Source organism: Mesorhizobium silamurunense (assembly GCF_014843825.1).
GTDB classification, from domain to species: domain Bacteria; phylum Pseudomonadota; class Alphaproteobacteria; order Rhizobiales; family Rhizobiaceae; genus Mesorhizobium; species Mesorhizobium silamurunense.
Genome location: NZ_JHQR01000040.1, coordinates 12,562 through 33,593, shown reverse-complemented (window position 1 = coordinate 33,593; position 21,032 = coordinate 12,562). Strand labels below are relative to the sequence as shown.

The following is a 21,032-nucleotide window of genomic DNA, read 5'->3' as shown; positions in this document are numbered from 1 at the left end:
ACCGGGAAGGCATATCCATGCAATCCGTCCACATAATGAGTGCCTATGACGAAGAACTGAAATTCCTGTCGAAGCGGATCGCCGCCATGGGCGGGCATGCCGAGCGTATGGTCGAGCAGGCGGTGGCGGCCCTCGTGAACGCTGATCCGGGCCTGGCACAGAAGGTCATCCAGGACGATCTTGTCCTCGACGAGGGGCAGCGCGAGATCGACGACAAGGCGATCGTCATCATCGCCAGGCGCCAGCCGATGGCGACGGACCTGCGCGAGATCGTCGGCGCCATCCGCATCTCGGCCGACATCGAGCGCGTCGGCGATCTCGGCAAGAACGTCGCCAAGCGCGTCGCGGCGGTTATCGACGGCCGCCAGCCGAGCAGTCTCTTCCGCGGTCTCGAGGCGCTGGCCAATCTGGCGCTGACGCAGCTTAAGGAAGTGCTCGACGTCTATGCCTCGCGCTCGGTCGAGAAGATCGGCTTCGTGCGCGACCGCGACGACCAGATCGACGCCATGTACACCTCGCTGTTTCGCGAGCTCTTGACCTATATGATGGAAGATCCGCGCAACATCACGCCCTGCACACATCTGCTCTTCTGCGCCAAGAACATTGAGCGGATCGGCGACCACGCCACCAACATCGCCGAAACCATCTATTACATCGTCACCGGCGACCAGATGCCGGCCGACCGGCCGAAGGGCGACAAGACCGACCAAGTGGTGTTTCCTGGCCCGGTATCGGCCAAATGACCCGATATCGGCTAAGTGAACGGCGGCCTCTCGAACGGCTTTCTGATTTAGGCTAAGCTCCTCCAGGTGCAGCGATTTTGTCAGTCACTGTCTCGGGAGGTTTGCGATGGAACAAGTTCGAAACCTGACCCCGGCCCCGCAGCCGACATCCGGCATCATTGCGTCCAGCGTCTATTCCGCCGGCAAGCGCGTGGCCGACATTACGATCGAAGAGGCAGGTGTGTGGGCGGCAAAGTCCGGCCATGTCGTCTGGATCGGCCTGCTCGAGCCTGACCGCAACCTGCTGCTCAGGGTGCAGGCGCAGTTTCACCTGCATGATCTGGCGATCGAGGATGCCGAACATCCGCATCAGCGGCCGAAGATCGAGCAATATGGCGATGCCTTGTTCATCGTCGCCCGCACGGCGCAACTGATCGATGGCCGTGTCACCTTCGGCGAGACGCATCTCTTCGTCGGCACCGGCTATATCGTCAGCGTCAGGCACGGCCCGTCGACCTCCTACGCTGCGGTGCGCCAGCACTGGGAAAGCTGCCCGTCTTCGCTCGCCAAGGGTGAGGATTTCGTCCTCTATGCCATTCTCGACTTCATCGTCGACAACTACATGCCTGTGCTCGAGCAGATCGAGGACGAGGTCGAGCAGATCGAGGACAAGGTGCTACTGAAGCCGATGACCGGCGCCGACATCGAACGGCTCTACATGCTGCGCCGCGATCTCCTGCGCCTGCGCAACGCGGCGCTGCCGCTGGTCGAGGTCTGCCGGCGGCTCACCAGCGCCGAGCTGCCGCAGATCCATGGCGCCATGCACCCGCTGTTCCGCGACGTGACCGATCACATCCGCACCGTGCAGGAAAAGATCGACAGCCTGCGCGAGGTCCTGGCCTTCGCCTTCGAGGCCAGCCTTCTGGTAGGACAGAGCCAGGAAACGGCGATCTCCAAGAAACTCGCCTCATGGGCCGCTATCCTGGCGGTGCCGACGGCCTTCGCCGGCATCTACGGCATGAACTTCGCCGACATGCCTGAACTGAAAATGGAATACGGCTACCCGACCGTGCTGATGGCGATCGCGCTGATCTGCGCGGTGCTGTATTGGCGGTTCAGGAAGAATGGATGGCTGTGAAGGAAGTGAATAGTGAATAGTGAAAGAAACTGCTTCACGCGCATGAAAATTCAGCGCACGACCATTCACCATTCACCATTCACCATTCACCATTCACCATTCACCATTCACCATTCACCATTCACCATTCACCATTCACCATTCACCGATTCCGCCGCCTTTCCGCCGCCGGCTGGAACGCCACCCTTGCGTGATATTTGCAGTACGGCCCGGTCTCGCCCGCGTCGTTGCCGCAGAAGCTGAAGTCTTCCGACAGCGGATCGCCGTTCGGCCACTTGCAGGTGCGCTCGGTCAGCTCGACGAGCTGCAGGTGCCGCGAGATCGGCACCACGACGTTCTCGACCGGGCGGATGTAGTGGCGCGCCACCGGCTCTGCGTCGAACTGCACCTGCAGCGCGGTCGCGCCGATGGAAGCCGTCACATGACGTGCAGCGCTTGCGGCGCGGGCCACCGATTTCTGCATCGAGGCTCCCTGCGTCGCCTTCTTCTGGCGAGCCGGCGCGGCGGTCGCGCGGCCGCGGCCCGAGAGTTTCAGGCGATGCACCTTGCCGATGACGGCATTGCGGCTCACTCCGCCGAGCTGCGCGGCGATCTGGCTGGCGCTGAGACCCTCCGACCACAATTTCCTGAGAAGTTCGACCCGCTCGTCAGTCCAGTTCATGAGACCGCGCTCCTGCTGAGGCGTACGGCAGTCAGAATCCTTTCCCGCCCCGGCTCCCGCCGGGCAAACAACACCACATGTACCGGGTGATTAGATCCGCCGCACGAAATCTAGTTATTTCTCGACTACAATTACCTCATGCGCTGACTCGGTGACAAGAGTCCCCAGGGCAACACGATTCGGTTTTTTCGGTTTTCCCCAACTTGCCTGGCCTCTGATGAGCCGGTGTGCCGTTGGAGGCTTGCCGCGCGCTTCTGCACGACGTTTTCGTTGACTTCATGGCCGAAAAACATGATAAGCCGCAAAGGCCGCCGCATTGGCGGCTTTTTTGATTTCCGGTTCCGGAGACGCATATAATGAGCGGTTCGGCGCTTTACGAGACCTTTGCTCGCGCACCCCTGGCCTTCGATCATGGGGAGGGGACCTGGCTGGTCACCGACAAGGGCGAGCGATATCTCGATTTCGCCGGCGGCATCGCTGTGAACTCGCTGGGCCACAGCCATCCGCATCTGGTGGACGCTCTCACCGGGCAGGCCGCCAAGCTCTGGCACGTCTCCAACCTCTACGAGATCCCCGAGCAGCGCCGGCTGGGCGAGCGGCTGGTCGATGCGACCTTCGCGGACAAGGTGTTCTTCACCAATTCGGGCGCCGAGGCGCTGGAATGCGCCATCAAGACGGCGCGGCGCTACCAGTTCGTCAAGGGCCATCCGGAGCGTTTCCGCATCATCACCTTCGAGGGCGCCTTTCACGGCCGCACGCTGGCGACGATCGCCGCCGGGGGGCAGTACAAATATCTCGAGGGTTTCGGTCCGAAGGTCGAGGGCTTCGACCAGGTCGCATTCGACGACATCGACGCCGCCGAGAAGGCAATCACGCCGGAGACCGCGGCGATCCTGATCGAGCCGGTGCAGGGCGAGGGCGGCATCCGCCCGGTGCCGACGCAGTCGTTGAAGCGCCTGCGGCAGCTCTGCGACCAGCACGGCCTGCTTTTGATCTTCGACGAGGTCCAGTGCGGCATCGGTCGCACCGGCAAGCTGTTCGCGCATGAATGGGCGGGCGTCACGCCTGACCTGATGGCGATCGCCAAGGGCATAGGCGGCGGCTTCCCGATGGGCGCCTGCCTCGCCACCGACGAGGCCGCGACCGGCATGACGGCCGGCGTGCACGGCACCACTTTCGGCGGCAATCCGCTGGCAATGGCGGTGGGCAATGCCGTGCTCGACGTCGTGCTGGCCGACGGCTTTCTCGAGGATGTCCAGCGCAAGGCGCTGCTGCTCAAGCAGGGCCTTGCCGCGGTCGTCGACGAATATCCCGAGATCATCGAGGGCATCCGGGGAACCGGCCTGATGCTCGGGCTGAAATGCGCCATGCCCAACACCAAGGTGAACATGGCGCTGCGCGACCAGCATCTGCTTGCCGTGCCGGCCGGCGACAACGTCATCCGCCTCCTGCCGCCGCTCACCGTCACCGACGAGGAGATCGGCGAGGCGCTGAAGCGCATCCGCGCCGGCGCCAAGGGCCTGACCGATGCGACTGCGGCCGAAGCCGCGAAGTAATTCTGGAATTTGCCGATGAGCGTTCGCCACTTCACCGACCTGTCCGCCGTTTCCGCGGGCGACCTGCGCTCGATGCTGGACGATGCGGTGGCGCGAAAGACCAGGCTCAAGGCCGGCGAGCGTTCGAAGCCGCTCGAAGGCAAGGTGCTGGCGATGATCTTCGACAAGCCGTCGACGCGCACGCGCGTTTCCTTCGACGTCGGCATGCGCCAGCTCGGCGGCGAGACCATCATGCTGACCGGCACCGAGATGCAGCTCGGCCGCTCCGAGACCATCGCCGACACCGCCAAGGTGCTGTCGCGCTATGTCGACGCCATCATGATCCGCACCACCTCGCATGACCGGCTGCTGGAGCTGACCCAGAACGCCACCGTGCCGGTGATCAACGGGCTGACCGACGATACCCATCCCTGCCAGCTGATGGCCGATATCATGACCTACGAGGAGCATCGCGGTCCGGTGGCCGGCAAGACCTTCGCCTGGACCGGCGACGGCAACAATGTGCTGCACTCGTTGCTCGAAGCCTCGGCGCGGTTCCGCTTCAATCTCAATGTCGCGGTGCCGGAGGGCAGCGAGCCTTTCGAGAAATATGTCGACTGGTCGAAGGCCAACGGCGGCAAGGTCAGGTTTGCCCGCTCGGCCGAGGAGGCCGTCGACCAGGCCGATTGCGTCGTCACCGACAGCTGGGTGTCGATGGGCCAGGAGCATCGCGCCCGCGGCCACAACGTCTTCCTGCCCTACCAGGTCAATGCCGCGCTGATGGCCAGGGCGAAGTCGGACGCGCTCTTCATGCACTGCCTGCCGGCGCATCGCGGCGAGGAGGTTACCGACGAGGTTATCGACGGACCGCATTCGGTGGTGTTCGACGAGGCCGAGAACCGGCTGCACGCCCAGAAGGCGGTGCTGGCCTGGTGCCTGGGCGCTTGATTGGGGCCGACTTGATCCGGGGTGAGGTGATGCCTATTTGCGAGCCATCACTGAAATCGAACGCGCTTCGACCCATACCGCCTGGAAAGCGGGATGGACGCGCCCCGGAGCTTTGTCATGTTGGAAACCCGTCCATTGGCTGAACATCAACCCAAACTCGGTGAATTCGGCTTCGCCGGCGACGACCATGTCGTGCCTTACGAAGTGGCGCCGCTCGACGTGCGTGGCCGCACCGTGCAGCTCGGGCCGATGCTCGACGCCGTCCTCAGCCGTCACGACTATCCCGAACCGGTAGCGCGGCTGCTGGCGGAAGCCTGCGTGCTTACCGTGCTGCTCGGCACGTCGCTGAAGTTCGAGGGCAAGTTCATCTTGCAGACCCGCACCGACGGGCCGGTCGACATGCTGGTGGCGGACTTCAGCACGCCGCACGCGCTGCGCGCCTATGCGCGCTTCGACGCCGACCGGCTGCAAGCGCTGGTTGCCTCGGGCGAGACCTCGCAGCAGAAGCTGCTCGGCGCCGGCGTGCTGGCGCTGACCATCGATCAGGGCGCGCACACGCAGCGTTATCAGGGCATCGTCCAGCTCGACGGCACCTCGCTCGAAGAGGCCGCGCGCACCTATTTCCGCCAGTCGGAGCAGATCCCGACCGATCTCAGGATGTCGGTCGCCAAGCTGGTGACGCCGGGTCCGGGCGGCGCCCGCGAGCAATGGCGCGCCGGCGGCATCCTGGCGCAGTTCCTGCCGCAGGCGCCCGAACGCATGCGCGTGCCCGACATTTCGGGTGGCGACGGCGATCCGCGAGACGTGGCGCACGAGCCGGCCGACAATTCCTGGCGGGAACTCCTGGCGCTGCTCGGAACCATCGAGCCGACCGAGCTCATTGATCCGACGGTGGGCGCCGAGCGACTGCTCTACCGGTTGTTCCACGAGCACGGCGTGCGCGTCTTCCGCAGCGTGCCGGTTGCCGACCAGTGCTCCTGCTCGCGCGAGAAGATCCGCGGCATCCTCGAAGGTTTTTCGGCTGAGGAGATCAAGGACAGCACCGAGGGCGGCGGCATCCATGTCGCCTGCGAGTTCTGCTCGACGCAGTACGACTTCGATCCGGCTGAGTTTTCGGCGAGCGAGTGAAGAGCTTCCTTCTCCCCGTTCACGGGGGAGAAGGTGCCCGAAGGGCGGATGAGGGGCGGCGCGAACGTTTGTGGAGGTTGCGCCGGCACCCCAACGCTGTCGTCTGCCTTAAGGAGAATCTCAGAAGTTTGGCGCCGCCCCTCATTGCCCTGCCCGTCCTCCGCAGCAGCTGCGGAGGGTGGACCGGGCATTTCTCGCCGTATAGAGACGGGAGAAAGACGCTAATTCACAGTCCGCCGTGTGCCCGGCATGTCGAGAGAGAAGGCGGGGATGGCGACGTCGAACGTCTCGCCGCGCCCGTTGCGCATTGTGTAGTGGCCGACCATGATGCCGGAGGGCGTCGATAGCGGGCATCCCGACGTGTACTGATAGCTGTCGCCGGGATTGAGTTCCGGCTGATCGCCGACGACGCCCGCGCCGCGCACCTCCTCGACGCGGCCGCGGCCGTCGGTGATGTGCCAATAGCGCGACAGAAGCTGCACGAACTCGTCCGACCGGTTGTCGATCGTCACCTGGTAGCCCCAAACATACCGGTTCTCGGACGGATCGGAACGATCCTCCAGATAGAACGGCCTGACCTGCACTTCGATGTTGCGCGTGACGGCGCGATACATGGGGGCAGTCCGGTTGTTGCGGCAGGCAAGATTTGCCGGACTTCGTGGTTGTTACGCCAAGCGCGGCCCATCCTGCCGACCTCAAAGCGCACGTGCCGATAAACAATGTCATTTAAGTGACACATGACAATGTTGGTGTGCGCAAAACCGTGCCGGGCGACTCGGGGCGCGCTCTGTCGACTGATGAAACGGCCGCCGGCGGCCTTCCGGAGTGACCAGATCTCGATGGAACTGACTCTCGCAGCCGCCTTTGCCTCGTCAGCCCTTCTTCTTTCCAATCTCGCCGGCATCCTGCTCGCTTCGTCGCGGCTGAAGGCGCATCGCGTCATTCCTCCGCCCGCCGGCAAGCAGCCGCCGGTCTCGATCGTCGTTCCGTCGCGGGGCGTGGAGCCGTTCACCGAGGAGACGCTGAACCGCGCCTTCTCGCTCGACTGGCCGCGCTATGAGCTGATCTTCTGCGCCGCCCATGCCGAAGACCCCGTGGTTAGGCTCATCAATGCCGCGATCGCGCGCTTTCCCAAGGTTCCGGCGCGGCTGCTCGTCGGCGATGACAGGATCGGCGCCAACCCCAAGCTGAACAACTGCGTCAAGGGTTGGCAGGCAGCCCGGCACGATTGGGTGATCCTCGCCGATTCCAACGTGCTGATGCCCAACGACTATGTCCAGCATCTGATGGCGGCCTGGCGGCCGGATACCGGCCTCGTCTGCTCGACACCGATCGGCTCGCGGCCGGACGGTTTCTGGGCCGAAGTCGAATGCGCCTTCCTCAACACGCTGCAGGCGCGCTGGCAATATACCGGCGAGGCGCTCGGCCTTGGCTTCGCTCAGGGCAAGAGCATGTTGTGGAACAAGCCGATGCTCGACGCCCAAGGCGGCATCCAGGCTTTAGCCGCCGAGATCGCCGAGGATGCGGCGGCGACCAAGCTGATCAACAGCCTGGGCCTCCGGGTCAATCTCGTGGCCTCGCCCTTCGAGCAGCCGCTCGGCCAGCGCACGCTCGCCGAAATCTGGTCGCGCCAGGCGCGCTGGGCGCGGCTGCGCCGCGTCACCTTCCCGCTGTTCTTCGCGCCCGAGATTCTGACCGGTGTGGTTATGCCGCTGATTTTCGCGCTGATCGCGGCGGCAAGCGCCGGCGTCAGCCTGCCTACGACTGCGCTTTGCGTGCTGGCGATCGCCTATGTCCCGGAATGCCTGCTCGCCCGGTCCAAGGGCTGGTATCTGTCGCCGTGGAGCGTGACCGCGATGATCGTGCGCGACACGATGCTCCCCGCCATCTGGGCGCGCGGCTGGTTGGGTGGCGCCGTCGAATGGCGCGGCAACGCCATGACCATCCGCACCAAGGCAATGACCGAGCTGGAGGAGGGTATCTGAGCACGCCCAAGAGACACGAGCGCCCCGTCCGCCGTCAGCGACCGAGCTCAAGGCGCATGACTATATCCTGGTCATAGTTGCCAAAGCCGCGCCCAAATATGTTGACGCCCCCAGGATGCTTCGCCTTCGCGTCGATGCCGATTCTCATCCGGATCGAGCGATGCTCGGTGATGCCAAGGTCGTCCATGGTGACGTCGGAGATTCTGACGCCGTCGATGAAAGACCCCGACTGGCCGATCCGCCAGCTCTTCAACTTGCCATATTGTGAGCCTGCCAGCTTCCACCAGCTTGGCGTATAGACACCGCGCTTGTCGCCATAGTCGCCCGGCGACGTCCAGGTGCCGACCGCCACATCGTTTACCCAGAGCGTGAGGTCGGAAGGCCAGTCCATATTGGTGCCGGGCACCTCCGACGAGAGCTCCATCGAGAACTCGATCGACTCTATCCGGGCATTGAGCAACTTGGCGTTGTTCGGAAATTTGTACTCGACGCTGCCCATTCCGAACCAGATGAGCGCCGCCTGGACACGCGCAGGATCGAGGAAGGAATCAGGGACGTCCAGGAGGCCGATCACGCCATCCGTTGAGCAGAGACCGCAAGGCGGACTGACTTCGACGGAGGTGAACAGGCCGAGCGGCATCGCGACTTCGATGATGTTCGCGTCGCGTTGAAGTTCCTCTTCAGCCTCGAACCGCACGATGATCTCGTCGAAGCGGGCCGAACAGATCTTTTGATGGCCCTTCCTGGCCTTAACGGCCTCGGTCACGATCAGGCCGGTTTCCTCAAGTGTCTGTACGTTGATGGCGACCGTCGATTGCGGCAGCTCCAGCCGACGGGTGATGTCGTTGACGTTGAGCGGGCCTTCGCTGCGCAGGAGCTTGAGGATGCGTACGCGGATCGTTGACGCCAGTCCCTTCAAGACCTCGATGTCGTCCTCCGGATCGATGGTGAGGAAGTTGGGTTTCATGGACGACGGCGACCTAAGCGGGAAAGGAGGCAGTGTGTATATCATAATTGCTGATAGTCAAACTGATGGTCAGCCTTTGATGCCGGCCGAGAGCGTTATCGCCTGGGTCACGCGGCGCTGGAAAATCAGATAGGCCAGAGCAACGGGAAGTCCTGCCAGCACGGCGCCCGCCAGCTCGCGCGCATACTGGACACCGAAGGCGGAGTGCACCTGCGTGACGCCGACCGTGATGTTCATCGTCTCTTCGGAACTCTGCGCCAGGAACGGCCAGAGGAAAGCGTTCCATGCGCCGATGAAGGTGATTATGGCCAGCGCCGTTGTCACCCCCCAGTTCATAGGCAGGTAAATCCTGAACAGAAGCTGCAAATCGTTGGCGCCGTCCATGATCGCCGCCTCACGGAAGTCGCGCGGGATCGAATCGAAGAACTGCTTGTAGACGATGACGACGACCGGAACGATGAGTTGGGGAAGGATGATGCCGAGCCAGGTGTTGAGGGTGCCGAAATTCGACATCAGCACGAAGTGGGTGACTATCAGCGCCTGGATGGGCACCATGAAGCTCGCCATGATCGTCAGATAGAGCAAACGGCGGCCCGGGAAGCGCAATTGCGATATCGCATAGCCGCAGGTCGCCGCCGTGAAGATGACGATTATGGTGACCGCTGCGGAGGTCACCAGCGAATTCAGGTACCAAAGTCCGATCTTCGTGTTCAGAAGAATGTAGGTGTATGCCTCGAGCGTGAAGGTCTCGGGCCACAAGCGGACTCCGGGTTGAACGACCTCGTATTCCGGCTTGAGCGTGGTCACCATGGCCCAGTAGAGCGGAAAGGCCCAGATGATTGCGAATGCGAATGTCGCCAGCGTCAGAAACAGTCCCGCGATGTCGAAGGCCCGCAGCTTGCGATACGCGCCTTCGGCGCCGACGGTTGGCAGCTTGATGCGGCCGGTTTCGACGCTCATCACTCGGCGCTCCTGGCGCGCAGCACCTGGTATTGCAGAACCGAGAGCGCCGCGATCAGCACGAACAGCGCGGTGGCAACCGTTGCGGCATAGCCGCCACGATTACGCTGGAAGGCCTCTTGGTAGATGTACTGCACCAACACCATTGTCGGCTCGGAACGGCCGCCGACCGAAAACAGGTAGACCTGATCGAATATCTTGAGCTGCAGGATGAGCTGTATCGTCGCCACAAGCGCCGTGACTGGCCAGATCAGCGGCCAGGTGATCTTCCAGAACAGCTGCCAGCGACTGGCGCCGTCGAGTGCCGCGGCGTCATATATTTCCGGGGATATGTTTCTCAACCCCGCAATGAAGAGCAAGACATTGAAGCCGTTGGTCCACCAGATCGTGATCAGCCCTACCATGGGAAGGAACCACGGTATCGTGCGGAAGACAGGCACGCGCTCGCCGTAGAAGAACTCGATCGGGTACTGCGCAATCCCGAACTGAAGGTCGAGGATCCAGCGCCACATCAGGAAGACCACTGAGACCGGCAGGATGTAGGGCAGGAAAAAGGCGGCAAGAACGACGCTTTGCGTCCATCCCTTCAGTCGGTCCACCATCAGTGCGATGAGGAGGCCGGTCGCCACGTTCGGCACCACGGTGAGCACGACGAAATAGCCGGTATTCCAGACTGCAGTCTTGAACAGCCTGTCGCCGAAGAGCCGAACATAGTTCTTGAAGTAGATCCAATCGCCCTCGCCGATCAGCGGCGCGTTCGTGAAAGAGAGCTCGAGCATCTTCAGGGTCGGATATATGAAGAGCACCAAATAGATGAGCAGGAAGGGCGCAATCAGAATGAAAGCGCTGCGGCGTTCGGCGCGTCTCGTGCTCGCTAGCATCGCACCGGGTCTCCTGTTTGATCCAATCCGTCTCCGAAGGCCCGCCGACGGCCGCAGCCGTCGGCGGGCTCCTCGGGAGGTTTACTCGGTCTGACCGTCCAGATCGTCGCGCATCTGCTCCATCGCCCCCTGCGGATCGAGTTCGCCGTTGATCGCTGGCATCAGGAAGTTTCCTGCCGCATCATAGACCGGCGAGGCCACACCGGCGAGCTTGGAGCTCGGATCGAACACCGCCGTTTTCGCCAGTGTTGAATAGGTGGCGTTCGGTTGCATCTTCTTGAAATCGTCGCTCGAAGTGACCGGTGAAAAGGCGGGGATGTGCCCAGCGGTTGCCCAAAACAGCGAATGCTCGTTCATCCATTTCACGACCTCCAGCACTGCCTTCAGCTTCTCCGGCGAGATCTCCTTGCCCTTGCGGTTCGGGATTGCGAAGGAGTGCGAGTCGGCCCAGGTTGCCGGCTGGTCGAAAAAAGTCGGAAGCTGGATAGCCCCCCACTCGAAGCCGAGCTTGTTCTGCTTGCCCAGGTCGGTGAAGGTGGGCACTTCCCAGACACCGTTGATGTGCATGGCGGCCTTGCCCGACGTGAAGAGCGCGATCGAGGCCGGATAATCGGTCGACTTCGGCGCCAGCCCGTCGGCGACCCATTTGGCGACGACGCTCGTGGCCTTGACTGCCTTGTCGAGATTGTCACCTTCCAGAAACTTGCCATTGTCGGAGAGGAACTTGCCGCCCTGCTGACTGAACAGCGAGTAGAAGATGCGCCACTGCGAGTCGCCGGCAGCGCTGTGGATGGAGACGCCATATTCCGAGCCGCCGGCCTTCAGTTTCTCGAGAGCCGCGTGGAAATTGTCGACGCCGTCGAGGCCCTTCGGCAGGCCGTCTTGGCCGAGGAGACCGGCTGCAGCGAGCTTGTCCTTGTTATAGTAGAGAACGACCGAATGGATATCGAAGGGAACAGCGTATTGCTTTCCGTCCACCTGGGCAGCTTTCCAGTTGGCGGGCGCATAGTTGTCGGCTGAGAAGCCGGCGGCCTTCAACTCCTCGGGCGTGATTTCGCGCAGCGTCCCCGTAGCGACGCCGAGCGGCAGACGCGACAGGTGGTAGGTCATGACATCCGGCCCTTCGCCGACGGCGGCCGAGGTCTGGACCTTCGTGTAGAACGGCACGCCCCATTCAAGCGTCGTCGCCTGGATTTCGATCGAATCCGCGTGTTCCTTGTTGAACTGATCGATCAGCGACTTCATGCGCACGCCGTCGCCGCCGCTCAGGAAATCCCACCAGACGACCGTCTCTTTCGCTTGCGCGCCGGCAGCGAATGCGATCAGTGCCGCCGTGGCCAGCGCCTTCTTCAGTATTCTCCTCATCATGATCCTCCCTTTTCGGCTATTTTTCGCTTGCTTCGAGAAGTCGCCGCAGCGCTCGAATTCCTCCAGACTGTTTGGCAGCAGCAACCGATCCTGCGTGCCGTGCCCACTGCTGTTGCATCAAGACCGGCAGGGCGGAGTCCGGACGCTCCTCACGCCCGCTACTCCTTCACGGCATGGCACAACAAACGTGGATCGAGATTCTGTCTAGTTCCCTTACCTCAACGATACCTTTGGCTTGTAGGGCGGTCAACCAATCTTATGGTATGTATCATATTCTATGGTACATACGTGCGGGCTCTCCTACCCAAGGTCTCAGACGCTCACGCGCACCAGGTGATAGGATCTCGGCGGCAAACTACCCTTGACTCTGCCGTCAGCGATCGAAATCCCGTCGCCGATGCGGGGAGACACGTGGTCCGGCTTGGCGGCCGTGTTCGTGGCCTTGAGGTCAGGATGGGCAATCAACACGTGCTCGGCTATGCCCGTCGGCGCGAAGCCGGCCATATCGATGTCGATAGCCAAAGCCTCGTCCGGGTGGCGGTTGACCATGAAGAATGCCACGGTCCCGCCATCCCGGCTCCGCACTGCGGCAACGTCGAGATAGGGAACATCATCCGCCACCTTGGCATCGTAGGTCGGCACGTCCACGGCCACGTTCAAGGCGTCGCCGCGGCCATAGAGGGAGGCGTAGTAGTAGGGATAGTAGATGGTCTGCTTCCAGGCCGGCCCGCCGGTTTGCGTCATGATGGGCGCGATCACGTTCACGAGCTGCGCGATGCAAGCGATCCTCACACGATCCGACCGGCGGATGAATGTGTTGAGCGCGCAGCCGACAAGCAGGACGTCCTCGAAATTGTAGGCGTCCTCCAATAAGCTGGGCGCCTTGGCCCAATTGACCCCGTCGCCGTCGCTGACACCTTTCTTTCGGGTGTGATACCAGACGTTCCACTCGTCGAAGGAGATGTAGACGTTGTGCTTGGAGCGCTTCTTCGCCTTCACGTAGTCGATCACGCCGCCGATTGTCTGGATGTAGCGGTCGACCGTAACGGACTTGGCGAGGAAGTTCAGGTAGTCATCGTCCCAGTTGTCCCAGTATTGATGCAGCGAGATGTAGTCTACATTCTCGTAGGCGAGATCGAGGACCTCGGCTTCCCAGGCGGGGTAGGTGGGCATGTTATGGTTGGAGGAGCCGCAGGCGACGAGCTCGAGGGTCGGGTCGAAGACCTTCATGGCGCGACCGACCTCGTTTGCCACGCGACCATATTCATGGGCCGTGCGATGGTTCATTTGCCACGGCCCGTCCATTTCGTTGCCGAGGCACCAGACCCGAACATTGTGTGGTTCGGCTGAGCCATTCTTCCTGCGCAGGTCGCTCCAGTAGCTGCCACCCGGATGGTTGCAGTATTCGAGCATGGCGAGCGCCTCGGTGAACCCTTTCGAGCCCAGATTGACCGCAAGCATGGGCTCGGTCCCGGCCTTGCGGCACCAACGAATGAACTCATCCGTCCCTACCTCGTTGGTTTCGGTCGTCTTCCAGGCGTAGTCGAGCCGTACGGGCCGCTCATTCTTCGGTCCGATCCCGTCCAGCCAGTCGTAGTTGGAAACGAAATTACCGCCGGGGTAGCGAACCAGCGGCGCGTTCAGGCCACGCACCAGTTCCAGCACATCGCCACGGACCCCGTCCTCGTCGGCGGTCTCGTGGCCCGGCTCGTAGATGCCGCCATAGATGGCGCGTCCAAGATGCTCCAGAAAGGCGCTGTAGATGCGATCGTCGATGGTCCCGATCTTGAAATCCCGGTGGACCGCTATACGCGCCTTCATGTCCGTCGCCTACCCTTTATATCATTTAAGTTGATATGTACCAGGGCATTTGAACATCGGCTGCGAACAGTGTCAACCGCAGCTTGAGGCGACTTTGGCGCTTGGAGGTGCGTTCGGTCAGGGCTGTCGAAACGCTGCCCGCAGCATTGTCGCGTCAAACCGGAGAAGTTGCCGGTCTGAGCGCAGCTATCTGGCGGCCTTCAGCGCCTGTTCGATGTCGGCTAGCAGGTCGTCGGCGTCCTCAAGCCCCACAGAAAGACGCAGCGTGCCTGGCCCGATGCCGAGCTCGGCACGCGCCTCGTCGCTCAGGTTCTTGTGCGTCGTCGTCGCCGGGTGCGTGATCAGGCTCTTGGCGTCGCCTAGATTGTTGGAGATCAGCACGATGTCGAGCGCGTTCTGGAAGGCGAAGGCCGCCTGCTTGCCGCCCTTGACGTCGAGGCAGATCAGCGTCGAGCCGCCCGACATCTGCTTCCTGACGACATCCGCCTGCGGATGGTCGGCACGGCCCGGATAGATGACGCGGGCGATCTCCGGGCGTCCGGCCAGGAAGTCCGCGATCTTGCCGGCGCTCTCGGTCTGCTGGCGCACGCGCAGCGGCAGCGTCTCTAGGCCCTTGAGCAGCGTCCAGGCGTTGAAGGGCGACAGGCTCGGGCCGGTGTGGCGGAAATAGTCGTGCAGGTTCTCGTCGATCCACTTCTTGTCCGACAGGATGACGCCGCCGAGGCAGCGGCCCTGTCCGTCGATATGCTTGGTCGCCGAATAGACCACGATATGGGCGCCGAGCTGCAAGGGCTTCTGCTGCAGCGGCGTGGCGAACACATTGTCGACGATCACGCGCGCGCCGATCGTGTTGGCGAGCGCGGCGACGGCGGCGATGTCGACCACTTCCAGCGTCGGGTTGGTCGGGCTTTCCAGGAAGAACAGCTTGGTGTTCGGCCTGACCGCTTTTTCCCAGTTGGCGATGTCGGTGCCGTCGACCAGCGTCGCCTCGATGCCGTAGCGCGGCGCCAGCGTCTCGACCACCCAGCGGCAGGAGCCGAACAGCGCCCGCGCCGCGACGATATGGTCGCCGGCCTTGACGCTGCAGAGCAGCGCGGCGCTGACCGCGGCCATGCCGGAAGCGGTGGCGCGGGCGTCTTCCGCGCCTTCCAGCGCGCACATGCGCTTCTCGAACATGTCGACCGTCGGGTTGGCGTAGCGCGAATAGATGAAGCCCGGCTCCTCGCCCTTGAAACGGGCCTCCGCCGCTTGCGCCGTTTCGTAAACATAGCCTTGGGTGAGATACATTGCCTCGGCGGTCTCGCCGAAGCCGGAACGCAGTGTTCCGCTATGCACGAGTGCCGTCTGAGCCTTCCAGTTGCGCGTCTTGGTCATCGCCCTACTTCCAAACACAAAAAAACCGGCCGCGATGTCGCAACCGGTCCCATACGGCCTTGCGGCCAGCGGTCCTTTAGCGACTTGTTTAACGTGGCTGCAAGCCGACCGGCCAAATCACCACGGGATAACGACCCTTTAGACCTCGCCCGCGCTTGCGTCAATTGCCGGCTTGATTAAGAGGTTTGTACCAGGCAGGAGCCTGCGACTATGCGTTTGCCCGGCCTTAGAGCAATTCCAGGAAAAGTGTGAAACGGTTTTCCGTCCGGAATTGCGTCAAAACAAAAAGGTAGAGCGGTTCGCCGTTTCCGTGAAACGGTGAATTGCTCTAGCGGAGCCAGACCTTGCGGCAGACAGGCATTCTTCCCGATCAGGACATCGCGGCGCTGTTCGAGGCGGGCGCGCTGAAATCGCCGCGCGCGCTCGACACCAACCAGATCCAGCCGGCCAGCCTCGATCTGAGACTGGGCGACACGGCCTTCCGCGTGCGCGCCTCCTTCCTGCCCGGCCCCGATCACCTTGTGGCCGATAAGCTCGAACGGCTGAAGCTGCACGAGATCAGCCTTACCGAAGGCGCGGTGCTGGAGACGGGCTGCGTCTACATCGTGCCGCTGCTCGAAAGCCTGGCGCTGCCGGCGGAAGTCTCGGCCTCGGCCAACCCGAAGAGTTCGACCGGGCGGCTGGACATCTTCACGCGTGTCATGACCGACCGCGGCCACGAGTTCGACAAGATCGCCGCCGGCTATCGTGGCCCGCTCTACCTCGAGGTCAGCCCGCGCACCTTCCCGATCATCGTGCGTGCCGGCTCGCGGTTGTCGCAGATACGCTTCCGCACCGGCAACGCGCTGCTGTCGGAGCGCGAATTGCGCGACCTCCATCGCGCCGAGATGCTGGTCGCCACCGAGCCCCCCAACATCTCCGGCGGCGGCATAGCGCTCTCCATCGATCTCGACGGCGACAAGGACGGTCTTGTCGGCTATCGCGGCAAGCACCACACCGGCCTCGTCGACGTCGACAAGCGCGCCGCGCAGGATGTCGTCGACTTCTGGGAGCCGCTCTACAAGAGCGGCGCCGGCGAACTGGTGCTCGACCCGGACGAGTTCTACATCCTGGTCTCTCGCGAAGCCGTGCACGTGCCGCCGCTCTATGCCGCCGAGATGACGCCCTTCGACCCGCTGGTCGGCGAGTTCCGCGTCCACTATGCCGGCTTCTTCGATCCAGGCTTCGGCCACTCCGCCGCCGGCGGCAGCGGCAGCCGCGCGGTGCTCGAGGTGCGCAGCCACGAGGTGCCATTCATCCTCGACCACGGCCAGATCGTCGGGCGCCTGGTCTACGAGCATATGCTCAAGCGCCCTCAGGCGCTCTACGGCAGCGATCTCGGCTCCAACTATCAGGCGCAGGGACTGAAGCTCTCCAAGCATTTCCGCGCCGCGCGCTGAGGTCGAAGCTGCCGATCTCCCCCGGGGGAGATCACCCCCTCACAGCGCCTTCACCGCCACCTTCACCGGCTTTTCGATCTCCAGCGGGTTGCGCAGCGGCAGGCCGAAATCCTTCGCCTCGATCTCGAAGGTATCGCCTTCTTCGGTCCTGACGCCGTCGGCGAAGGAGAGTGTGGCGGTGCCGAACATGTGCACATGCACGTCGCCGGGCTGGCGGAACGCCGAATATTTGAAATGGTGATGCTCGAGATTGGCAATGGTGTGCGACATGTTCGCTTCGCCCGACAGGAACGGCTTTTCCCAAAGCACCTTGCCGTCGCGATAAATCCGCGATGAGCCCCTGATGTCGGCGGGCAGGTCGCCGATCAGGATCTCCGGCCCGAACGAGGCGTTGCGCAGCTTGGAGTGGGCGAGGAACAGATAGTTCACCCGTTCGGTCACGTGGTCGGAGAATTCGTTGGACAGCGTAAAGCCGACACGGAACGGCGCGCCGTCGTCGCCGATGACATAGATGCCGGCGATCTCCGGCTCCTCGCCGGCGTCCTGCGCGAAGGCTGGCGACATAAGTGCTGCACCCGGCGCCACCGCCATGGTGCCGTTGCCCTTGTAGAACCATTCCGGCTGCACGCCGATCTGGCCCTTCGCCGGCTTGCCGCCTTCCAGCCCCATGCGGAACATCTTCATGGAATCGGTGAGCTGCTCTTCGCCGTCGCTGAGCTTCTTGTGCATGGAATCGCGCGTCGCCGCAGAGCCGAGATGCGTCAATCCCGTGCCGGTAAGGTGCAGATGCGCCGGGTCCGGATGGTTGATCGGCGACACCAGCCGCCCCTTCTTGTAGGCGGCATCGAGATCGACCGTCTCGCCATAGCCCTTGCGCTCGATCAGGGCTTCGAGGCCGGTGCCGGTGCGGGCCGCCTCCATCGCCAGCGAATAGACGCTGCGCGCGCCGTTGATGATCCGGGTCTTGCCGCCGCTGCGGGCAACGACGCGGATCGTCTCGGCGTCGTCGAGGATCTGGGAAATCAGCATGATGAAACCCTCTCTCTTTTGCCTTGGCCCGGCTGCCGATGGCAAACCCTGACCGGCGCGGCCCGGAACCGATCCGTGCCACGGTTGAAACTCTTGCTCCGGATTGCGCTCGCGAGCCTGGTCCTTCCGGGACTTCTTCGCGCCAACGGGTTGCCGGCAGCTCCGCGATCTAGAACCCGTATGCCTCCTTAGTCCTTGCCTCCGGCCGTTAAGCCTTGTTCTTGTTGTAGACGTCGAAGATCACGGCACCGAGCAGCACCAGGCCCTTGACCACCTGCTGCCAGTCGACATTGACGCCCATGATCGACATGCCGTTGTTCATGACGCCCATGATGAAGCCGCCGACCACGGCGCCGATGACCTGCCCGACGCCGCCCATCGCCGAAGCGCCGCCGATGAAGACGGCGGCGATCACGTCGAGCTCGCTGCCGAGACCGGCCGCCGGCACCGCCTGGCCGAGGCGGGCCGCGATGATCAGGCCGCCGAGCGCCGACAGCACGCCCATGTTGATGAAGACGAGCAGCGTCAGCCTTTCGGTGTTGATGCCCGACAGCTGCGCCGCCTTGGCGTTGCCGCCCATCGCATAGATACGGCGGCCGATGGTCATGCGCTTGGTGACGAAGACGAACAGCGAGATCAGCACGCCCATCACCAGAAGCACCACCGGCAGGCCGCGGTAGCTGGCGAACTGGAACACTAGGAACAGGGCCAGCGCGCTGCCGACCAGCGTCTTGATGACGAACAGGGGGAAAGGCTCGGCCTCATAGCCATGGCGCTCGCGCTTGCGGCGTGCCCTCAGGCCGAAATAGGCATAGGCGAGCACCGCCACCACGCCCAGCACCACCGTCGTCATGTGCAGCGTGAGGCCGCTGCCGACGATGGTCTTGCCGGCGGCATTCACCGTCGGCGGGATCAGCGTCAGCGGGCCGATGACGTCCGGGATGAAGCCGGAGCTCAACGCCTTGAAGCTGTCGGGAAGCGGACCCACCGAGGAGCCGCCGCCAAGCAGCGCCTGGCAGATGCCGCGGAAGATCAGCATGCCCGCCAGCGTCACGATGAAGCTCGGTATCCGGTGATAGGCGATCCAGTAGCCTTGCGCCGCGCCGATGAGCGCGCCGACGATCAGGCAGACGATGGAGACGACCAGCGGATTGCTGAATATCCCGAGCGGCCAGATGACCATCATCATCGCGGCAAGAGCGCCGATGAAGCCGGCGACGGACCCCACGCTGAGATCGATGTAGCCTGCAACGATCACCAGCAGCATGCCAAGCGCCATCACGATGATGAACGAGTTCTGCTGCACCAGGTTGCTGAGGTTGACCGGTTTGAACAACGTTCCCGACGTGGTGTACTGGAAGAACAGCATGATGACGATCAGCGCGATGATCAGACCGTATTCGCGCAGGTTGGTCGTCAAGGCCGAGACGGCGACGCGCGGACCCTGCTTGACGTCCTCGGCGATGCCGCTCTGCGGCGCGGGAGCGCTATCTGTGCTCATGATGCTTTTTTCCTTCTCCCCGAACGATGGCGCGCATGATTTTTTCCTGGCTGGCGTCGCTTGCCGCCATTTCGCCGACGATACGCCCTTCGTTCATGACATAGATACGGTCGGTGATGCCGAGCAGCTCCGGCATTTCCGACGAGATGACGATGATCGCCTTACCCTCGGCGGCGAGGCGGGCGATGATCGTATAGATTTCGTACTTGGCGCCGACGTCAATGCCGCGCGTCGGTTCGTCGAGGATCAAGACTTCCGGATCGGCGAACAGCCATTTCGACAGCACCACCTTCTGCTGGTTGCCGCCCGAAAGATTGCCGGTCAGCTGATAGACGCTGGAGGCGCGGATGTTGGTCTTCTTGCGATAGTCGTTGGCGACGCTCATCTCGCGCATGTCGTCGATGACGCCGCGGCTGGAGACGCCTCCCAGATTGGCCAGCGTCACATTGTGCTTGATGTGGTCGATGAGGTTGAGGCCGTAGGTCTTGCGGTCCTCGGTGACATAGGCAATGCCGCTCGCCACCGCCTTGCTTACCGATGAGAGGTCGATCGGCTTGCCGCGGAGCAAAACCTCGCCGGTGATGTGCCGGCCGTAGGAGCGGCCGAACAGGCTCATCGCGAATTCGGTGCGGCCGGCGCCCATCAGCCCGGCGATGCCGACCACCTCGCCCTTGCGCACATTGAGGCTGATGTTCTTGATGACCTGCCGCTCGGCATGGATCGGATGGTACACCGACCAATCCTTGACCTCGAAGATGACGTCGCCGATCCGCGGCTCGCGCGGCGGATAGCGGTCGTCGAGCGAGCGGCCGACCATCGAGGTGATGATGCGGTCCTCGCTGATGTCCTTCCTGGGCAGGGTCTCGATGGTGCGCCCGTCGCGGATCACCGTCACCTTGTCGGCAACGCGGTTCACCTCGTTGAGCTTGTGCGAGATCAGGATCGAGGTCATGCCCTGGCGCTTGAACTCGAGCAGGAGATCGAGCAGCGCCTGGCTGTCCTTTTCGCTGAGCGAGGCGGTCGGCTCGTCGAGGATTAGGAGCTTGACTTCCTTGCTCAGCGCCTTGGCGATCTCGACCAGCTGCTGCTTGCCGACGCCGATATTGGTGATCAGCGTCTTGGGGTCTTCCTTCAAGCCGACTTTGTCGAGCAGCGCCTTGGTGCGCTTCTCGTTGGCGTTCCAGTCGATGACGCCGTAGGCAGCGTGCTCGTTGCCGAGGAAGATGTTTTCCGCGATCGACAGCATCGGCACCAGGGCAAGTTCCTGGTGAATGATGACGATGCCGATATGCTCGCTGTCGTGGATGCCCTTGAAGTGGCATTCCTGGCCGCGAAAGACGATTTCGCCTTCATAGGTGCCGGACGGATAGACGCCCGACAGCACCTTCATGAGCGTCGATTTGCCGGCGCCGTTCTCGCCGACGACGGCGTGGATTTCGCCTTCCTCGACGCTGAGGTTGACGTTCGACAGCGCCTTGACGCCGGGAAACGTCTTGGTGATGTCGCGCATCTCCAAAATCGTCGAGGTCATCAGGAATTCCGCTCCCTGGCGCATGCCTTCCATTTCCGGAAAGT

Annotated in this window: 18 protein-coding genes and 1 riboswitch; of the genes, 7 read left to right on the top strand and 11 right to left on the bottom strand. The window is 62.9% G+C overall.

What is annotated here, in order from left to right:
- Positions 1-17 precede the first annotated feature (17 nt).
- Both phoU and DH10_RS03975 read left to right on the top strand, forming a co-directional pair.
- A complete protein-coding gene (phoU, locus tag DH10_RS03980; protein WP_192250223.1) occupies positions 18-743 on the top strand; it encodes a phosphate signaling complex protein PhoU in 726 nt (241 codons plus the stop codon).
- Between the two features lie 106 nt (positions 744-849).
- The gene (locus DH10_RS03975) at positions 850-1,860 is read left to right on the top strand and encodes a magnesium and cobalt transport protein CorA (protein ID WP_192250226.1); all 1,011 of its coding nucleotides are present in this window, start codon (positions 850-852) and stop codon (positions 1,858-1,860) included.
- A gap of 142 nt (positions 1,861-2,002) precedes the next feature.
- Here the strand turns inward: DH10_RS03975 and DH10_RS03970 are convergent, their stop codons facing one another.
- Positions 2,003-2,521 (bottom strand): GcrA family cell cycle regulator, encoded by a 519-nt coding sequence (locus tag DH10_RS03970; RefSeq protein ID WP_192250232.1) that lies wholly within the window; start codon positions 2,519-2,521, stop codon positions 2,003-2,005.
- A gap of 356 nt (positions 2,522-2,877) precedes the next feature.
- Here DH10_RS03970 and DH10_RS03965 point away from each other — a divergent pair, with 356 nt between their 5' ends.
- From DH10_RS03965 to DH10_RS03955, 3 genes are all read left to right on the top strand, one after another.
- Positions 2,878-4,077: an aspartate aminotransferase family protein gene (locus tag DH10_RS03965; protein ID WP_192250235.1), complete on the top strand. Its 1,200-nt coding sequence runs from the start codon at positions 2,878-2,880 to the stop codon at positions 4,075-4,077.
- Between the two features lie 15 nt (positions 4,078-4,092).
- A complete protein-coding gene (gene argF / locus DH10_RS03960; protein WP_192250238.1) occupies positions 4,093-5,004 on the top strand; it encodes an ornithine carbamoyltransferase in 912 nt (303 codons plus the stop codon).
- A gap of 93 nt (positions 5,005-5,097) precedes the next feature.
- On the top strand, positions 5,098-6,132 hold the full coding sequence (locus DH10_RS03955) for an Hsp33 family molecular chaperone (protein WP_192250241.1): 1,035 nt from the start codon (positions 5,098-5,100) through the stop codon (positions 6,130-6,132).
- Between the two features lie 221 nt (positions 6,133-6,353).
- Here DH10_RS03955 and apaG read toward each other — a convergent pair whose 3' ends face one another.
- The gene (apaG, locus tag DH10_RS03950; RefSeq protein ID WP_124996092.1) at positions 6,354-6,746 is read right to left on the bottom strand and encodes a Co2+/Mg2+ efflux protein ApaG; all 393 of its coding nucleotides are present in this window, start codon (positions 6,744-6,746) and stop codon (positions 6,354-6,356) included.
- A 225-nt stretch (positions 6,747-6,971) separates the two neighbouring features.
- Here apaG and DH10_RS03945 point away from each other — a divergent pair, with 225 nt between their 5' ends.
- The gene (locus DH10_RS03945; protein ID WP_192384240.1) at positions 6,972-8,117 is read left to right on the top strand and encodes a ceramide glucosyltransferase; all 1,146 of its coding nucleotides are present in this window, start codon (positions 6,972-6,974) and stop codon (positions 8,115-8,117) included.
- Between the two features lie 34 nt (positions 8,118-8,151).
- On the opposite strand, the gene DH10_RS03940 is transcribed toward DH10_RS03945, so the two are convergent.
- From DH10_RS03940 to DH10_RS03915, 6 genes are all read right to left on the bottom strand, one after another.
- The gene (locus tag DH10_RS03940; protein ID WP_192250247.1) at positions 8,152-9,084 is read right to left on the bottom strand and encodes an ArsR/SmtB family transcription factor; all 933 of its coding nucleotides are present in this window, start codon (positions 9,082-9,084) and stop codon (positions 8,152-8,154) included.
- 69 nt (positions 9,085-9,153) lie between these two features.
- Positions 9,154-10,044, bottom strand: a complete 891-nt coding sequence (locus DH10_RS03935) for a carbohydrate ABC transporter permease (protein ID WP_192250250.1) — start codon at positions 10,042-10,044, stop codon at positions 9,154-9,156.
- A complete protein-coding gene (locus tag DH10_RS03930) occupies positions 10,044-10,925 on the bottom strand; it encodes a carbohydrate ABC transporter permease (protein ID WP_192250254.1) in 882 nt (293 codons plus the stop codon). The genes DH10_RS03935 and DH10_RS03930 overlap by 1 nt, the downstream gene beginning before the upstream one ends.
- A gap of 81 nt (positions 10,926-11,006) precedes the next feature.
- Complete coding sequence (locus tag DH10_RS03925) at positions 11,007-12,290, bottom strand: ABC transporter substrate-binding protein (protein WP_192250257.1); 1,284 nt, start codon at positions 12,288-12,290, stop codon at positions 11,007-11,009.
- A gap of 315 nt (positions 12,291-12,605) precedes the next feature.
- The gene (arfA, locus tag DH10_RS03920) at positions 12,606-14,114 is read right to left on the bottom strand and encodes an arabinosylfuranosidase ArfA (protein WP_192250260.1); all 1,509 of its coding nucleotides are present in this window, start codon (positions 14,112-14,114) and stop codon (positions 12,606-12,608) included.
- A 186-nt stretch (positions 14,115-14,300) separates the two neighbouring features.
- Positions 14,301-15,488, bottom strand: a complete 1,188-nt coding sequence (locus DH10_RS03915; protein ID WP_192250263.1) for an O-succinylhomoserine sulfhydrylase — start codon at positions 15,486-15,488, stop codon at positions 14,301-14,303.
- Positions 15,489-15,544: 56 nt separating this feature from the next.
- Positions 15,545-15,622, bottom strand: a riboswitch (SAM riboswitch).
- Between the two features lie 210 nt (positions 15,623-15,832).
- Here DH10_RS03915 and DH10_RS03910 point away from each other — a divergent pair.
- On the top strand, positions 15,833-16,927 hold the full coding sequence (locus DH10_RS03910; protein WP_192250266.1) for a 2'-deoxycytidine 5'-triphosphate deaminase: 1,095 nt from the start codon (positions 15,833-15,835) through the stop codon (positions 16,925-16,927).
- Positions 16,928-16,966: 39 nt separating this feature from the next.
- On the opposite strand, the gene araD1 is transcribed toward DH10_RS03910, so the two are convergent.
- From araD1 to mmsA, 3 genes are all read right to left on the bottom strand, one after another.
- Positions 16,967-17,956 carry an AraD1 family protein gene (gene araD1, locus DH10_RS03905; RefSeq protein ID WP_192250269.1) on the bottom strand — a complete coding sequence of 330 codons (990 nt, stop codon included), beginning with the start codon at positions 17,954-17,956 and terminating at the stop codon, positions 16,967-16,969.
- Positions 17,957-18,164: 208 nt separating this feature from the next.
- On the bottom strand, positions 18,165-19,457 hold the full coding sequence (mmsB, locus tag DH10_RS03900) for a multiple monosaccharide ABC transporter permease (protein WP_192250272.1): 1,293 nt from the start codon (positions 19,455-19,457) through the stop codon (positions 18,165-18,167).
- Complete coding sequence (mmsA, locus tag DH10_RS03895; protein WP_192250354.1) at positions 19,444-20,988, bottom strand: multiple monosaccharide ABC transporter ATP-binding protein; 1,545 nt, start codon at positions 20,986-20,988, stop codon at positions 19,444-19,446. The genes mmsB and mmsA overlap by 14 nt, the downstream gene beginning before the upstream one ends.
- Positions 20,989-21,032 lie beyond the last annotated feature (44 nt).

Excerpts from the sequence above, each read along its gene's own strand:
- phoU (WP_192250223.1), top strand. The coding sequence starts at position 18 with ATGCAATCCGTCCACATAATGAGTGCCTATGACGAAGAACTGAAATTC.
- DH10_RS03975 (WP_192250226.1), top strand. The coding sequence starts at position 850 with ATGGAACAAGTTCGAAACCTGACCCCGGCCCCGCAGCCGACATCCGGC.
- DH10_RS03970 (WP_192250232.1), bottom strand. The coding sequence starts at position 2,521 with ATGAACTGGACTGACGAGCGGGTCGAACTTCTCAGGAAATTGTGGTCG.
- DH10_RS03965 (WP_192250235.1), top strand. The coding sequence starts at position 2,878 with ATGAGCGGTTCGGCGCTTTACGAGACCTTTGCTCGCGCACCCCTGGCC.
- argF (WP_192250238.1), top strand. The coding sequence starts at position 4,093 with ATGAGCGTTCGCCACTTCACCGACCTGTCCGCCGTTTCCGCGGGCGAC.
- DH10_RS03955 (WP_192250241.1), top strand. The coding sequence starts at position 5,098 with ATGGACGCGCCCCGGAGCTTTGTCATGTTGGAAACCCGTCCATTGGCT.
- apaG (WP_124996092.1), bottom strand. The coding sequence starts at position 6,746 with ATGTATCGCGCCGTCACGCGCAACATCGAAGTGCAGGTCAGGCCGTTC.
- DH10_RS03945 (WP_192384240.1), top strand. The coding sequence starts at position 6,972 with ATGGAACTGACTCTCGCAGCCGCCTTTGCCTCGTCAGCCCTTCTTCTT.
- DH10_RS03940 (WP_192250247.1), bottom strand. The coding sequence starts at position 9,084 with ATGAAACCCAACTTCCTCACCATCGATCCGGAGGACGACATCGAGGTC.
- DH10_RS03935 (WP_192250250.1), bottom strand. The coding sequence starts at position 10,044 with ATGAGCGTCGAAACCGGCCGCATCAAGCTGCCAACCGTCGGCGCCGAA.
- DH10_RS03930 (WP_192250254.1), bottom strand. The coding sequence starts at position 10,925 with ATGCTAGCGAGCACGAGACGCGCCGAACGCCGCAGCGCTTTCATTCTG.
- DH10_RS03925 (WP_192250257.1), bottom strand. The coding sequence starts at position 12,290 with ATGAGGAGAATACTGAAGAAGGCGCTGGCCACGGCGGCACTGATCGCA.
- arfA (WP_192250260.1), bottom strand. The coding sequence starts at position 14,114 with ATGAAGGCGCGTATAGCGGTCCACCGGGATTTCAAGATCGGGACCATC.
- DH10_RS03915 (WP_192250263.1), bottom strand. The coding sequence starts at position 15,488 with ATGACCAAGACGCGCAACTGGAAGGCTCAGACGGCACTCGTGCATAGC.
- araD1 (WP_192250269.1), bottom strand. The coding sequence starts at position 17,956 with ATGCTGATTTCCCAGATCCTCGACGACGCCGAGACGATCCGCGTCGTT.
- mmsB (WP_192250272.1), bottom strand. The coding sequence starts at position 19,457 with ATGAGCACAGATAGCGCTCCCGCGCCGCAGAGCGGCATCGCCGAGGAC.
- mmsA (WP_192250354.1), bottom strand. The coding sequence starts at position 20,988 with ATGACCTCGACGATTTTGGAGATGCGCGACATCACCAAGACGTTTCCC.